At 71.7% G+C, this 14,421-nt stretch carries 10 protein-coding genes; 3 read left to right on the plus strand and 7 right to left on the minus strand.

Features of this window, described 5'->3' with window-relative positions; genetic code table 11:
- Positions 1-460 precede the first annotated feature (460 nt).
- Positions 461-958: a MarR family winged helix-turn-helix transcriptional regulator gene (locus tag ACIBI4_RS31470; RefSeq protein WP_399207591.1), complete on the minus strand. Its 498-nt coding sequence runs from the start codon at positions 956-958 to the stop codon at positions 461-463.
- A gap of 143 nt (positions 959-1,101) precedes the next feature.
- Between ACIBI4_RS31470 and ACIBI4_RS31475 the strand changes: the two genes are divergently transcribed.
- Positions 1,102-2,382, plus strand: coding sequence for an MFS transporter (locus tag ACIBI4_RS31475; protein ID WP_399207776.1), 1,281 nt, complete (start codon positions 1,102-1,104; stop codon positions 2,380-2,382).
- Positions 2,383-2,395: 13 nt separating this feature from the next.
- Here the strand turns inward: ACIBI4_RS31475 and ACIBI4_RS31480 are convergent, their stop codons facing one another.
- The 3 genes from ACIBI4_RS31480 to ACIBI4_RS31490 all read right to left on the minus strand — a co-directional run bounded on the left by ACIBI4_RS31480 (position 2,396) and on the right by ACIBI4_RS31490 (position 6,385).
- Positions 2,396-2,998, minus strand: coding sequence for a tetratricopeptide repeat protein (locus ACIBI4_RS31480; protein ID WP_399207593.1), 603 nt, complete (start codon positions 2,996-2,998; stop codon positions 2,396-2,398).
- A 153-nt stretch (positions 2,999-3,151) separates the two neighbouring features.
- Positions 3,152-4,774 (minus strand): SpoIIE family protein phosphatase, encoded by a 1,623-nt coding sequence (locus ACIBI4_RS31485; RefSeq protein ID WP_399207594.1) that lies wholly within the window; start codon positions 4,772-4,774, stop codon positions 3,152-3,154.
- A gap of 207 nt (positions 4,775-4,981) precedes the next feature.
- Positions 4,982-6,385 carry an NAD(P)/FAD-dependent oxidoreductase gene (locus ACIBI4_RS31490; RefSeq protein ID WP_399207595.1) on the minus strand — a complete coding sequence of 468 codons (1,404 nt, stop codon included), beginning with the start codon at positions 6,383-6,385 and terminating at the stop codon, positions 4,982-4,984.
- A 405-nt stretch (positions 6,386-6,790) separates the two neighbouring features.
- On the opposite strand from ACIBI4_RS31490, the gene ACIBI4_RS31495 reads away from it, so the two are divergent.
- Both ACIBI4_RS31495 and ACIBI4_RS31500 read left to right on the plus strand, forming a co-directional pair.
- A complete protein-coding gene (locus ACIBI4_RS31495; RefSeq protein WP_399207596.1) occupies positions 6,791-7,567 on the plus strand; it encodes a TetR/AcrR family transcriptional regulator in 777 nt (258 codons plus the stop codon).
- A gap of 222 nt (positions 7,568-7,789) precedes the next feature.
- Positions 7,790-9,664, plus strand: a complete 1,875-nt coding sequence (locus tag ACIBI4_RS31500) for a sigma-70 family RNA polymerase sigma factor (protein ID WP_399207597.1) — start codon at positions 7,790-7,792, stop codon at positions 9,662-9,664.
- A 174-nt stretch (positions 9,665-9,838) separates the two neighbouring features.
- Here ACIBI4_RS31500 and ACIBI4_RS31505 read toward each other — a convergent pair whose 3' ends face one another.
- The 3 genes from ACIBI4_RS31505 to ACIBI4_RS31515 form a co-directional block, all read right to left on the minus strand.
- Entirely contained in the window at positions 9,839-10,408 is a 570-nt protein-coding gene (locus tag ACIBI4_RS31505) for a GNAT family N-acetyltransferase (protein WP_399207598.1), read from the minus strand.
- Positions 10,409-10,432: 24 nt separating this feature from the next.
- Entirely contained in the window at positions 10,433-11,626 is a 1,194-nt protein-coding gene (locus ACIBI4_RS31510) for an alanine--tRNA ligase-related protein (protein WP_399207600.1), read from the minus strand.
- A gap of 639 nt (positions 11,627-12,265) precedes the next feature.
- Positions 12,266-14,383: an asparagine synthase-related protein gene (locus ACIBI4_RS31515; RefSeq protein WP_399207601.1), complete on the minus strand. Its 2,118-nt coding sequence runs from the start codon at positions 14,381-14,383 to the stop codon at positions 12,266-12,268.
- Between the last annotated feature and the right edge of the window lie 38 nt (positions 14,384-14,421).

The raw sequence follows: 14,421 nt of genomic DNA on the forward strand, positions 1-14,421 counted from the left end.
GTTCTCAAGGAACGGACGCTTCCTTTGTACTCACCCTCTCGGGCTTTCCTCCGGGCTTCCCTTCGTTCTTGCGTTTCCGACTCTATCAGACTCTTCGGGCCCGATTTCCTCGGTGCTTTCCGGTTCCCGCTTTCGCGTTTCCCTTCCGGCGGTGTCGACTCTATCAGATCCTTTCGGGCCTGATTCCCGGTCAACTCGGGTTGTCCTTGCGGCTGTTGGGCCGTTCCGACGTCCAGAACCTTAGCGGATTCTCCGGCCGGCTCATAATCGAGCCGTTCGGGTCCCGTGAATTGATTTTCGGGCGCACGAAGGCGCACGTAATTCAATCCCCAGGGGAATCGTGCGTTGGTTTGGTGTGCCGCTGTGAGCGGCGAGAGTGGCTGCCGCAGAACCGTTCCGGCTCCGTGACAACTCGAAGAACCTTACGGATCGGGCGGGGCCGTGTCAACCCCCGCCTTGATCAGCTTTCGACGCGCACCAGGAGGCGGGTCAGGAGCTCGCCCAGGACGCCTCGCTCCTTGGTGGAGAGGTCCTGGAGCAGGTCCTCCTCGAAGGTCGTGGCCAGCTCCATCGCGTCCAGCCACTTCTGCCGGCCCACGTCGGTCAGGCCGACGATCACTCGGACGCGGTTGGCCTCGTCGCGATCCCGGGTGACGAGGCCCTCCGCGACCATGCGGTCGATGCGGTGCGTCATCGCGGCCGGGGTGAGGCCGAGCTGCTTGGCGAGGTCGCCGGGGCCCATCCGGTACGGCTGACCGGCCAGGACCAGGGCCTTGAGCACCTCCCACTCGGCGTTGCTGATGCCGAGGGTGGCGGTCTGCCTGCCGTACGCCACGTTCATGCGGCGGTTCAGGCGGCCGAGCGCGGAGACGATCTGCTCGACCTGGGGGTCGAGGTCGGCGAACTCGCGCTGGTACGCGGCGATCTGCTCGTCGAGTGTCGGCTCGTTCTCTGGCATGCCTCGGAGTATGGCACGGCCCCACTTTGCACTTAAGACCTTCGATGTTTATTGTTTAGCTTCTAACTTTAGCTTTGAAGTCTTCGGTCCTAAGGTTCCGGCGGCTTCGTTCGTATGAAGGCAGGTGAGAAGTGACCCAGGCGATGGGTGCCGCGATGCGGCGGATCCACGTGGGCAACGCGCTCAGCGCGTTCGGCCTCGGCTTCACCGTCCCGTTCCTCTACGTCTACGTGGCGCAGGTGCGGGAGCTCGGTGCGACTACGGCGGGTCTCGTGCTCGCCGTCTTCGCCGTGGCCGCGTTGGTGGTGCTGCCCTTCACCGGGCGTGCGGTCGACCGGCGCGGTCCGCTGCCGGTCCTGCTCGCCGCCCTGGTGACGGCCGCGGCCGGGGCGATGAGCCTCGGGCTCGCGGGCAACGCGCAGATGGTGATCGTGTCCGCGATGCTGCTCGGTGCCGGTCAGGCCGTGATGCAGCCGGCGCTCGCGACGATGATCGTGGAGTGCTCGACCGCAGAGACCCGGACCCGGGCCTTCGCGACACAGTTCTTCCTGCAGAACCTGGGGCTCGGTGTCGGTGGTCTGATCGGCGGCCAGATCGTGAAGCACGAGCGGCCCGGCGATTTCACGCTGCTGTTCGGCATCGAGGCGTCGATGTTCCTGCTGCTCGTGGTGGTCATGGCGACCGTGCGGCTGCCGCAGCAGGCGCGTATCGCCGATGCGACGCCGCAGGGCGAGGGCGGTCTGAAGCAGCTGTTCCGGCACCGCGCGATGGTGCAGCTGTGCGCGCTCGGCTTCGTGATGTTCTTCGCCTGCTACGGACAGTTCGAGTCGGGGCTCTCGGCGTACGGCGTGGAGGCGGCCGGGATCTCACCGTCCACGCTCGGTCTCGCGCTGGCGGCCAACACCGGCGCGATCGTCGTGGCGCAGTTCGTGGTCCTGAAGTTCGTCGAGCGGCGCAAGCGCTCGAAGGTGATCGCGGCCGTGGGTCTGCTGTGGGCCGTCGCGTGGATCTTCGCGGGGTACGCCGGGCTCGGGCACGGCAGCCAGGCGATGGCGACCGCCGCGTTCATCTCCACGTACGCGCTCTTCGGTCTCGGTGAGGCGATGCTGTCGCCGACCGTGGCGCCGCTGGTCGCGGACCTCGCGCCGAGCGGCAGGGTCGGTCAGTACAACTCGGCCTTCGCGCTGGTCAAGCAGCTGGCTCTGGCGGTCGGACCGGCGATCGGCGGACCGATGGGGGCACAGCTGCACGCCCCGTACATCCTGACGTTCATCGTGTTCTCCCTCGGGATCACGGTGCTCGCGGTGAAGCTCGGCAAGCAGCTGACGCCCGTGCAGAACCATCCGTGGGCCGCGCGGCAGGCGGCACGTGAGCAGGCGCCGGCCGAGGCCGTGCGTCCTGCGGAGGCCGTGACCGCCGTCTGATCCGGATCGCTCCTCAGATGTTGTGGACGGACTGGCCCGCCTGTGCGGCGGCCAGTCCGTCCTCTGCTGTACGGGCCAGGAGTTCGGCGGTCGGTTCCTTGCTCGCCTTGGCCAGGGCGAGGAGCGCGCGGCATTCGGCCTCGGCCTCCGCGTGGCGGTCGAGACGGTTGAGAGTGTGGGCCCGGTCGGCGCGGAGCTTCAGGGTCAGCGGGTGTTCGGGCGCGTGGATGCGCTCGTAGAAGGGGAGCAGCTCGTCCTGGCTGCGCAGCGCCTCGGCGGGGTCCCCCTGTTCGCGTACGGCCAGGGCGCGGAGCGCGAGGGCCGCGAGCGCGATCTTGTCGTCGGGGCGCTGGGCGCGGTGGGTGGCCAGGGCGCGGGCCTCGGTCTCGGCGTCCTCGTGGGCGCCCCGTGTGTACAGCGCCGTGGCGAGGACGATCCGGGCGGTCGCGGCGTGGGTGTGGGCGGGGCCGAGTGCCTGGTCGGCGACGTCGATCACCTGGCGGATCAGCGTCTCCGCCTCCTCCGGATGCCCCTCGTGCAGCAGGGACTGGGCGCGGCGGATGCCGCGCTGGACGCCGACGGACTCGGGGGAGCTGATGCGGTCGAGGAAACCCATGACCGGAGGCTATGCCTGCGTGCGGCGGGTTGGGCACCCCTTTGGTGCTCTTGGGGCCCCTGAGGCGGAGGGATTCCCCGGCAGGAGGGCGGTCACCCGGAAGGAGGTCACCGCTGCTCCTGGAACGTGATCACGGCTGCTCCCGGAACGTGATCACGGCTGCTTCAGCGCGAACTCGCACCACACCGCCTTGCCCCCGCCAGGCGTCCGGCGCGACCCCCAGTTCGACGCGATCGTGGCGATGATCGCGATGCCGCGGCCCGCCTCGTCGGCCGGTTCCGCGCGGCGGCGCAGCGGGAGGTGGTCGTCCCCGTCGGTGACCTCGATGATCAGCCGGCGGTCCGTGCGGCGCAGGCGCAGGCGCATCGGCGGGGTGCCGTGCTGCAGGGAGTTGGCGACGAGTTCGCTCGCGGCCAGGACGCCCGCCTCGCACAGCTCAGGACCGAAGCGCCAGCTGGCGAGGACGCCGGTGGCGAAGGCGCGGGCGCGGGGTGCGGCCTCGACGCCGCCGAGCAGTTCGAGGGAGGCGCCGCGGAACAGCTCGGCGTCGGCGCCCGTGCGCTCGGGGTGCTGGAGCACGAGCAGTGCCACGTCGTCGTCGTGGTCGGCGCTGACGCCGAGGGCGCGCAGGAGGCGGTCGCAGATGACCTGCGGGGTGCCGCTCGCGCCGGCGAGGGCACGCTCCAGGAGGTCGACGCCGTGGTCGATGTCCTCGCCGCGGCGCTCGACGAGCCCGTCGGTGTAGAGGACGGCGGTGGAGCCGGGGCCGAAGGCGACCGAGCCGGAGGCGTGCAGCCAGCCGCCGGTGCCGAGCGGCGGCCCGGTGGGCTCGTCGGCGCGGTGCATGGCGCCCTCCTCGTCGCGGACGAGGATCGGCAGATGGCCCGCCGAGGCGTAGGTCAGACGGCCCTCGTTGGGGTCGTGGATCGCGTAGACCATCGTGGCGATCTGGCTGGCATCGATGTCCGAGGCGAGCCCGTCCAGGAGCTGGAGCACCTCGTGGGGCGGCAGGTCGAGGCGCGCGTACGCCCGGACCGCCGTGCGGAGCTGGCCCATGACGGCGGCGGCGCGCACCCCACGGCCCATCACATCGCCGATCACGAGGGCGGTGCGGCCGCCGCCGAGGGTGATCACGTCGTACCAGTCGCCGCCGACCGCCGCGTCCGCGCCGCCCGGCTGGTACGTGGCGGCGGTGCGCAGATCGTCGGGCTGCTCCAACTTCTGCGGGAGCAGGGAGCGCTGGAGCGTGACGGCGGCCTCGCGGTGGCGGCGCTCGCTGGCGCGCAGCCGCTCGGCGGCCTCCGCGTGGTCGGTGACGTCGGCCGCGAAGACCAGCACGCCCGACTCCCCCGCGCCCTGCGCACCGGAGGTGGCGAGCGGGGTGCACGTGAAGGTGTACGAGCGGCCGCCCGCGACCTTGCGGGACTTGACCGTGCGCGGCTTGCCGCTGCGCAGCACCTGGTCGAGCAGCGGGAGCAGGCCCAGCTCGCGCAGCTCGGGCAGCGCGTCCTCGGCGGCGGCGCCCGTGGCGCGGGGGCCGAAGGCCGCGACGTACGCCTCGTTGACGTACGCGATGCGGTGCTCGGGGCCGTGCACCAGGACCACGAGGCCGGTGATGCGGTCGAGGATCTCGCGGACCGGCAGGTTTTCCACGTCGGGGGTCGGCGCATCGGAGCCCTGCCCGGCGCGGGCGGCGGGTACGGAACCCCGGTCGGACCGTGCGGCGGCGCGGCGCTGTGTACCGGGGAGCCTGGCGCTCCAGCGCGTGAAGTTCACGGAGGGAAGCCTCATGGAGGTCGGTTGGGCTGCGGTGCCCTTGGTCGTGGCGGGCCACGCCCCGGGGTGCGGGGCCGGGCGCTCGGTCAGGTGGAGGTCGGTGGTGGTGCGCGTCGGTGTCGTACAGCGGTGTGCGGACCTTCAGTCTGTCCGACCGCACTGACATCCGTCAGACGCCTGCCTCCCGGGCGGAGTTCCTCGATCCGGTCAGGACGACTCCTTCGGGCGTTCGCCCCCGGCCGCGAGTTCGAATTCCGCGCGCGGGTGCTCCAGCGACCCGAGCGACACGATCTCGCGTTTGAACAGGCCCGACAGGGTCCACTCGGCGAGGACCCGGGCCTTGCGGTTGAAGGTCGGGACCCTGCTGAGGTGGTAGACGCGGTGCATGAACCACGCAGGGTAACCCTTCAGCTTGCGCCCGTAGACGTGCGCGACACCTTTGTGCAGCCCGAGCGAGGCCACCGAACCGGCGTATTTGTGCGCGTACTTCGTGAGCGGCTGCCCCTTGAGCGAGGCGATGATGTTGTCGCCGAGCACCTTGGCCTGGCGCACCGCGTGCTGCGCGTTGGGGGCGCATTCCTTGCCGTCCTCGGAGGTCACGTCGGGTACGGCCGCGGCGTCACCGGCCGCCCAGGCGTGGTCCACACCCTCTACTTTGAGCTCGGCCGTGCACTTGAGGCGCCCGCGTTCGTTCAGCGGAAGGTCGGACGCGGCGAGGATCGGGTGCGGTTTGACGCCCGCGGTCCATACGAGGGTGCGCGTCGGGAAGCGCGAGCCGTCGTCGAGCACCGCGACCCGGTCCTCGCACGAGTCGAGCCGGGTCTTGAGACGTACGTCGATCGTGCGGCGGCGCAGCTCGCTCACCGTGTACGTGCCCATCTCGGGGCCGACCTCCGGAAGGATCCGGTCGGAGGCCTCGACGAGGATCCACTTCATGTCGTCGGCGCTGACGTTGTGGTAGTACCGCGCCGCATAGCGCGCCATGTCCTCCAGCTCGCCGAGCGCCTCCACGCCCGCGTAGCCGCCGCCGACGAACACGAAGGTCAGCGCGGCGGCGCGGACGGCGGGATCGCGGGTCGAGGACGCGATGTCCATCTGCTCGATGACGTGGTTGCGCAGCCCGATGGCCTCTTCGACCGTCTTGAACCCGATGCCGTAGTCCGCGAGCCCGGGCACCGGCAGGGTCCGCGAGATCGAACCGGGCGCCAGGACCAGCTCGTCGTACGCGAGCTCGACCGCGCCCGTGCCCTCCTCCTCGGTGGCGAGCGTGGTGAGCGTGACCGTCTTCTTCGCGTGCCGGACCGCCTTGGCCTCGCCGATGACGATCCGGCAGTCCTTGAGGACGCGGCGCAGCGGCACCACGACATGGCGCGGCGAGATGGAGCCGGCGGCCGCCTCGGGCAGGAAGGGCTGATACGTCATGTACGGCTCGGGGGTGACGACCACGATCTCCGTCGTGCCGCGCTTCAGTTCGGCCGCGAGCTTCTTCTGCAGCCGCAGCGCGGTGTACAGACCGACATAGCCGCCACCGACGACGAGGATGCGCGTGCGGGGCGCGGAGGTGGTCGCGGTCCGGTGGGCGGGGGAGGTCCCGCTGGAGTCAGCCGTCACCTTCCCATGAGGCACCCGCGTTACGTGTTTGTCCACAGGCCCGGCAATTTGTGTGACCGTCCGCGCCGGGCCGGGCGCCGCCGTACGACGCGCGGAGCTTTGGAGAAATCCGCAGGTCACCAAGGGCCGGAAGCGGCCGGGACACCGGGCGAAACAGGGACGGACCGGTGTGTACTCCGATCGGGGGGCGCTCCGTGCGGAACTGGCCCCTTCTGAATTGACTCCGGCTCAACTATGTTCGTGTGACGTCGGGGTGTGGGGGGTGTACGGCTTCAGGCGCGATGCGCATGGTTCGCGGACGGTTCGCGAACGGCGCGTGCGCAGGGTTCGCGGACAGTCCGCGCACACCGAAACGACAAGGCGGGGAAGTCTCCGGGGGGAGACGTCATTACCGGGGGAACGCTTATGCACATTCGTGATTCTCGTTGGGGCGCTGCATCCGCATCCGCCCCTGCTTCGGCTTCTGCCGCGCCGGCCTCCGTGCTGGGGGACGGGGCGGTGCGCCGGGGCTCCGACAGCGGTCGTACGACGCCGCTCAGGGTGGACGCACAGCGCAATCTGGAACATGTACTGCGCGCGGCGCGCGAAGTGTTCGGCGAGCTGGGATACGGCGCGCCGATGGAGGACGTGGCGCGACGGGCGCGGGTCGGGGTCGGGACCGTCTACCGGCGGTTCCCGAGCAAGGACGTGCTCGTACGCAGGATCGCCGAGGAGGAGACGGCCCGGCTGACCGACCAGGCCCGCACCGCGCTCGGCCAGGAGGACGAGCCGTGGTCGGCGCTGTCGCGCTTCCTGCGGACGTCGGTCGCCTCGGGCGCGGGGCGGCTGCTTCCGCCGCAGGTCCTGCGGGTGGGTGTGGCCGACGAGGCCGGTGAGTTCGAGGACGCGCGGGTGCCGCAGCAGCGGCAGGCCGCGGGCCCCGATCTGCGGCTTGTCGAGCACGGGATATCCGCCGAGGAGGCGGACGACGCCGGGGCGGCCGCGCTGCTCGAGGTCGTCGGCCGGCTCGTGGAGCGGGCCCGTGCGGCCGGTGAGCTGCGGGCCGACGTCACCGTCTCGGACGTCCTGCTCGTGATCGCCACGGCGGCGCCTTCGCTGCCGGACGCGGCACAGCAGGCGGCGGCCTCCGCACGGCTGCTCGACATCCTGCTCGAAGGGCTGCGCTCGCGGCCCGCGCTGTAGGGCGTCACCTGCCGCATTCCGGGTGAATACGCGCGTCCCGTGGCGCCAACTCCCTCCGGGGACACGGGCAGCGCGTTAACTCGTACGAGTGAGACACGGACATACACGGCCGGAAGTCACCACGGATGAGTGGTTGCTGTGTATCCGGGCTCGGAGCGCTACCCCCGTATGACACTCTTTCCCGGTGTTCTGGACCGAGTGTGCATGCGGGGGCTTCGCGCGATGAGCGTTGACGGGCGGGACGAGCCGTTCGGCCAAGGCAATGGCACCGCCGACGGCGGGCTGCCGGCCAGGCAGGTGCCCAGCCAGGGCGGGCCGTCCGGGATGCCCGCGTCCGCCGGTGAGGCGGATGCGCACGGGGTGCCGGCCCAGCGCGACCCGGTGGGCTCGCTCGCCGACGACCTGCTCGCGGGCGGAGAAGCACCCGTCTCCGACGCGGACCTGATCCGCCGGATGCGCAACGGCGACGACTCGGCGTACGAGGAGCTCTACCGACGGCACGCGGAGGCCGTGCGCCGCTACTCGCGCACCTGCTGCCGCGACGCGCACACCGCGGACGACCTCACCTCCGAGGTCTTCGCGCGCATGCTGCAGGCCGTACGCGGCGGATCCGGGCCCGAGCACGCCGTACGCGCCTATCTGCTCACGACCGTACGACGCGTCGCCGCGGCCTGGATCAAATCGGCCAAGCGGGAGCAACTCGTCGAGGACTTCGCGGTGTTCGCCACCCAGGCGTCCCGCTCCTCCGAGGTCTCCGACGACGACACCCTCGACCTCGGCGCCGAAGTCCTCGCCATGCACGAGGCCGAGCGGTCCATGGTGATGCAGGCCTTCCGCAGCCTCTCCGAGGAGTGGCAGGCCGTCCTGTGGCACACCGAGGTCGAGGACGACCCGCTGAGCGCGGTCGCCCCGCTCTTCGGGCACACCTCCACCAACACCACCGCGCAGCTGGCCAGCCGGGCCCGCGAAGGGCTCAAGCAGGCCTATCTGCAGGCCCATGTGAGCGTGACGCTCGCCTCCGACGACGAGTGCGCGCGCTACGCCGACCGGCTCGGCGCGTACGCGCGCGGACGGCTGCGGACGCGGGCCGAGCGCGGCCTGCGCAAGCACATGGAGGAGTGCGCCAAGTGCCGGCTGGCCGCGGGCCAGATCAAGGAACTGGCGAGCGGCATCCCGGCGCTCGTGCCGGTCGCCGTCATCGGCTGGTTCGGCGCCGCGGGATACTCCGCGAAGGTCGCCGGCCTCATCGGCGGTGGCGCCGCGGGTGCCGCCGGAGCGGGTGCGGCCGCGGCCGCGTCGGGGTCCGGCGGGGCCGCCGCGGGCGGTGCGGCCGCCGGGGAAGGCCTCGGGGCACCGGCGAAGGCCGGGATCGCGGCGGCCGTGGTGGTCGCCGCCGGAGTCGCCGTCGCCCTGGCGCTCGCCGGTGACGAGGCCAAACCGAAGGCCGACCCCAAGCCGAAGCCGCCGCCGGTGTCGCAGCCGGTCGAACCGGTCGAGCCGCAGAAGCCCGAGCCGGAGCCGCCGCCTCCCCCGCCGCCGCCCGTCGCGGCCCCGGACCCGACGCCCACGCCCACGCCGACACCCACGCCGGAGCCGCCGCCCCCGCCGAAGCCGTCCCCGAAGCCCAAGCCGAAGCCGCCGCCCCCGCCGCCTCCGCCGGCCCCGGAGGCGTACGAGATCGCCGAGCTGCAGTACGGGGTCTTCGGCGACGGGACCGAGCCGGAGGTGCGGCTCGGGGAGTCCAGCTGGCTGTGGCAGCGGCAGGGGCTCGGGATCGCCGGGCAGCGGTACTCGCACGGGGTGACCGTGCACGCGTACTCGTCCGTCGTCATCGATCTCAACCGTGAATGCACGGCGTACGACGCCTATGCCGGCGTCGACGACCTGACGTTCGGGCACGGGGCCGTGCGGTTCTCGGTCTTCGCGGACGGGGAGCGGATGTGGCAGTCGGACGTGGTGCGCGGGGGTGATCCCGCGGTGCCTGTGCATGTGGATCTGACCGGGCGGAAGACGCTTCGGCTGGTGGTGGAGCCGCACTCCGTGGTGGATGCGGTGGGGTTGGCTTCCTGGGCGGAGTCCCGGATTCGGTGTCGGTGAGGTTGGTTCGGGGTGCGTTGTCGGGTGCGGGTGCGTTGGGGTGCTCGCCGTTGCGCCTGCGGCGGGCTTTTCTCCCCGCCCCGCCCCTTCCCGAAACCGGGGCTTCGCCCCCGGACCCCCTCATCCGAACTTCGTTCGGATCGCCTCAAACGCCGGCGGGGCTGAAAGATCTGCTCAAACGCCGGCCGGGCTGAATGTGCCGGACGGGCTGAGTGTGCCGGACAGGCTGAATTGCCTGACCAGCCAGACCACTTCCCCCTTCTCATCCTCCGTCACACGGTCCCGCTCGAAGCCGAGCTTCTCCAGGACTCTCAGTGAGGGGAGGTTCGTCGGGCGGGTGGTGGCCCAGAGGCGTTTGCGGCCAGTAGCGGCTATCGCCTTGACGATCGCCTGGGCCGCCTCTGTCGCGTAACCCTGGCCGTGTACGCGTTGGAGGAGTTCGTAGGCGATCTCCGGTTCCTCCAGCGTGGAGCGGCCGATGACCACGCCGCAGTAGCCGATGAAGTCGCCCTCCGCGCGCCGCTGGACGGGGAGCAGCGCGATGCCCGTGCGTTCGGTCGTCGCCAGGAACTCCGCGATGTCGGTACGGATCCCTTCGGCCTCGGGCCTGCCCGCCCCGCGCTCGGCGAGCAGCTCGCAGAACTCCTCGGCGTCGGACACCTCCCACGACCGCAGGATCAGCCGCTCGGTGGTGAGGAGTGGGGGCATGGGCTCGTACGGCATCGCATTCTCCTTCGCACTCATGCCCCCACCCTGCAGTACGCCGCCCTAGCCCACCCCCAGCACCCCCTGCACCAACTCCCTCGGCAGTCCGTGGGTGTCGTGCAGGTAGCCGTAGTCGATGTCCGTCAACTCCCGTCCGCCGTACCGCGAGAGCACCTTGCGGCCACGTTCGAGAAGCCGTCGGAAGCGGTCCTCTTCCTCCCTCAGCATGTCGATCACGGGCCCATGGCCATCCGTCGACAGCCGGAAGTGGCTCTCCGTGTGCTCCACCAACTCCCTCGGCAGATCGCCGAGGGTGCGATCGGGATCGTCGCGCCAGAGCGTGGTGAGCGTGCGCCGGATCAGCCGGCGCGGAACGTAACCGCGACCCGTATTGGACGGCCGTACGCCCTCCCCGTGCACCACGATCAGCGAACGCAGATGATCACAGACGAGCCGCAGACCGGACTCGTCCTCCACCCCCCACAGCTCGGGCACGAGCCGCGTCCAGGGCTCGAACAGATCCGTCTCGTATACGGAATCGACGCCCTGGAGAACACTGACGACCCGCTCGAGCCCCATCCCCGTATCGACATTCTGCTGACGCAAGGTACTGAGCCGACCGCCCTCCTCATGCCGCCGGTACCGCATCATCACGTGGTTCCACACCTCGACCCAGCGAGGGTCGGTGGTCGGGGTGCCCTGGGGCGGGGTGCCGTCCGGGCCGGTCCAGACGAAGATCTCCGAGTCCGGGCCGCAGGGCCCGGTCGGCCCGTTGGACCACCAGTTCTCGTCGCCGCCGGTCAGCTCGACGGGCAGCCCGATGTCCCGCCACGTGTCGAGGGACTCCTGGTCCAGCCCGACCTGCCCGTCCCCGCCGAACACGGTGACATGCAGCCGCTCCCGCGGAATGCCGAACCCTTCATGCAGCAGCTCGTACCCCCACCGCAGACTCCGCGGCCCGCCGTAGTCACCGAGCGACCACGAGCCGAGCATCTCGAAGACGGTGAGATGGGTGCTGTCCCCGACCTCGTCGAGATCCGTCGTCCGCAGACAGCGCTGCGTGTTCACGAGACGGCGGCCGAGCGGGTGGGGACGGCCTTCGAGGTACGGAGTGAGGGGATGCATCCCGGAGGTGGTGAACAGCACCGGATCACCGGGCGGCGGCAGCAGACTGCTGCCCCCGATGTCCTGATGCCCACGCTCCCGGAAGAAGTCCGTGAACGTATCGACGATGTGCTCGGTCGTGAGCGGTGTCATGGCACTGCCCTTTCGGGTCGGAGCAACCGGACCCGAACCCCAGCACCCCGCGCCCCCACGGGGCACGACACAACGACGCCGGCGATCCGTTTCCGGTCGCCGGCGAGATGAGAGTCAGGAGATCAAACGGCGGCAGCAACCGGCGAGCGGGGCGCTCGCGCGGTTGCGACGTCGGTACGTGTACGTGTCTCCATGGGTCCACGGTAGCGCGGGATGGGGTGGGTGGGCCTGGGGTTTTTCGGGGGGCCTTTTCGTGGTCGGGTGCGGGTCGGTGGTGGGGCGCCTGCGGCGAGCACATTTCCCCTACCCGCCCCTTCCCGGCTGTATCGATTTGCGGCTCCGCCGCGTGGGGGGCTCCGCCCCGGACCCCGGCATCCGAACTCCGTTCGGATCTGCTCAAACGCCGCAGGGGCTGAAATCACCTGCAGCCGCAAACGAAACGGGAGGGGCCGTAGCGGGGTGCGCGCGCAGTCGGGGCGCCTCCCCACGCTTACACCAACCGTTGAGAGCATGTCCCGCCCGCGCCCCAGCGAGCACGTACCCCGCTGCGGCCCCGCACCCGAAACGAAACCGGACGCGAAAAGCGGGGCCTGGGGGCGCAGCCCCCAGCGGGGGCCCGGGGGCGGAGCCCCCGTGACATCAACCCCCAGCCCCAGCCGATGCCCGCCCCAACACCCGCTGCCCCACCACGCCACCCGGCACAGCCCGAGCCCGCGCCGGCATCCCCGTCCAGCACGTCCCCCGCCGAGCCACCAGCCGCCGCAACCACAACTCGACCGCCACAAGATCCGCCAGCCCGTCCACCGCCACCGACTCCCCCGCAGCCGCCGCCCGCAGAGCCTTCTGCACCACACGCCCTTCCACCAGCCCCGCCTGCGCCAGCAACGGGGTGGCAAACAGATCGACCAGCTCCTCGACGGCAACCCGCACCCCGAGCCGCGAGGCCTCCGCGGACGCCCCCGCCCCGGCCCCGTACGACGACGGCGCCCCCCACCCGACGGGAAGCTCCGTCACCCCGGCCCCTTCGAGCACGGTCCGCAGCACCGCCGCCCGAGCCCCGGGCTGGATCCGCAACGAATCCGGCAGCGCACGGCACGCCCGCACCACCTGGTTGTCGAGGAACGGCAGGTGCAGCCGCTGGAACCGCACCTCGGCCGCCTGCTCGAGCACCCGCACGTCCGCCGCGTGCCGCGCGAGCGCCGCCCGCGCCCGCAGCTCCCCGGGATGCTGCCCGGGCCCGGCCCCGGGACGCGTGGCCGACTGCTCCAGGCGAACCGATACTTCAGCCAGCGCCTCCCCGGTCAGCCAGCGCGCGGCGGGCCCGGGCCGCACCCACGTCAACGCCGCGAGCGACGCGCTGACGGGCCCTTCGGACTCCACCAGCGCACCGGAGCGCAACAGCAGCGCCCCTTCCTCGATCCCCGCCCGGTACGGCGTCCGCGCGAGCCGCCGCGCCGCCCCGTACACCTTCGCGGGGACCATGACGGAGCTGAGCGAGCCTTCCGTACGGGCCAGTGCCGCCACCGGACGCACCAGATGGCGCCGCCGCCGGTCCATGAGCAGATCCGCGAGCCGCGCCGGATGCGCGTCGAGCACCTGCCGCGCCCCGTACCCGGACAGGTGATCGGCGCTCCCGGCCGCGAGCCGCAGCCGCTGCCGTGCGGCCGTGACCAGCGAGGGGCCGGGTTCGTCGGTGAGCGGTCCGTCCAAGTCGGCGTAGGGCAGGGCCTCTTCGCCCGCGGGGACCACCACATGGTGCAGCCGCGGGTTGGTGGCGAGCGCCCCGGCCCGCGCGAGCTCCTCCTCGCGCTGCCCGCCCGCAGCGTCACCCGTGAGGTCGTTGAACGTGACGGCGAGCAGCCGCTCCCCCGCCCCCGTCCCGTGGCCGAGCACGGTCCCTGGCATGCCGGGCAGGCCGGCCGCGAGCAGGGCGAGGGTGCCGGAGGCCGGTCCGCCGGACAGGTCCGCGCCGATCCCGGGCACGGGCATCCGCGCCGCGCGCCGTTCCGCGGGCCCCATCCCGGGGACGGGCCCGGGGTCGATGTCGGGCACATGGCGGGGCGCCGAGAGCCGCGCCCGTACCGCATCGACGAGCGCGTCCCGCACCCCGTCCACGGCACGCGTGGCGTCGAGTTCGGGTGCGGCGACGGCCAGCGAGGCCACCGGTTCGTATCCGGCGATCTCGCGCGCACCGTCGCGCAGCACCAGCGCGTGGCCGGGCGGGATGCGCCGTACACCGAGGTACGGGGTGGAGTCCTGCAGCGCCTCGGGGACGTCGGGGCAGGCGAGCAGCGCCGCGAGATGGCCGATGTCGAGCTGCGCCTCGATGAGGTCGGCGAGCGGCAGCGCGGCGGTGGCGTACGCGGTGCCGGAGGCCCAGGGCGTGTAGAACACGGGCCGTGCGCCCGCGAGGTCACCGGCGACCGTGATCCGCCGTCCGACCTGGACCACCGCCGTATAGCTGCCGGGCCACGCCGTCAGATGCCGCAGCGCGCCGCCGCGCGCCGCGAACAGCCCGACGCGCAGCTCCTCGTCGGTGGCGCCGCACGTGCCGAGGACGGCGATACGGGTCTGTGCGTCGGCCTTGACGACGCGTACCTCGTCGGGCCGCCAGTCACCGACCGCCCACAGGGGATCCGGGTCGCCCCACAGGAGCTGGGAGCCCACGGGGTGCACGGTCTCGCCGCTCTCGCTGCCCGCGCCGAGCGGGTCGGACGGTCTCGCAGTGGTGCAGCTCCACCCCACCAACCACCGCATCGCGCCTCCACAGCCTGTGGACAACAAGGGCCCGACTG

It is taken from the genome of Streptomyces sp. NPDC050418 (assembly GCF_044458745.1).
Taxonomy (GTDB): domain Bacteria; phylum Actinomycetota; class Actinomycetes; order Streptomycetales; family Streptomycetaceae; genus Streptomyces.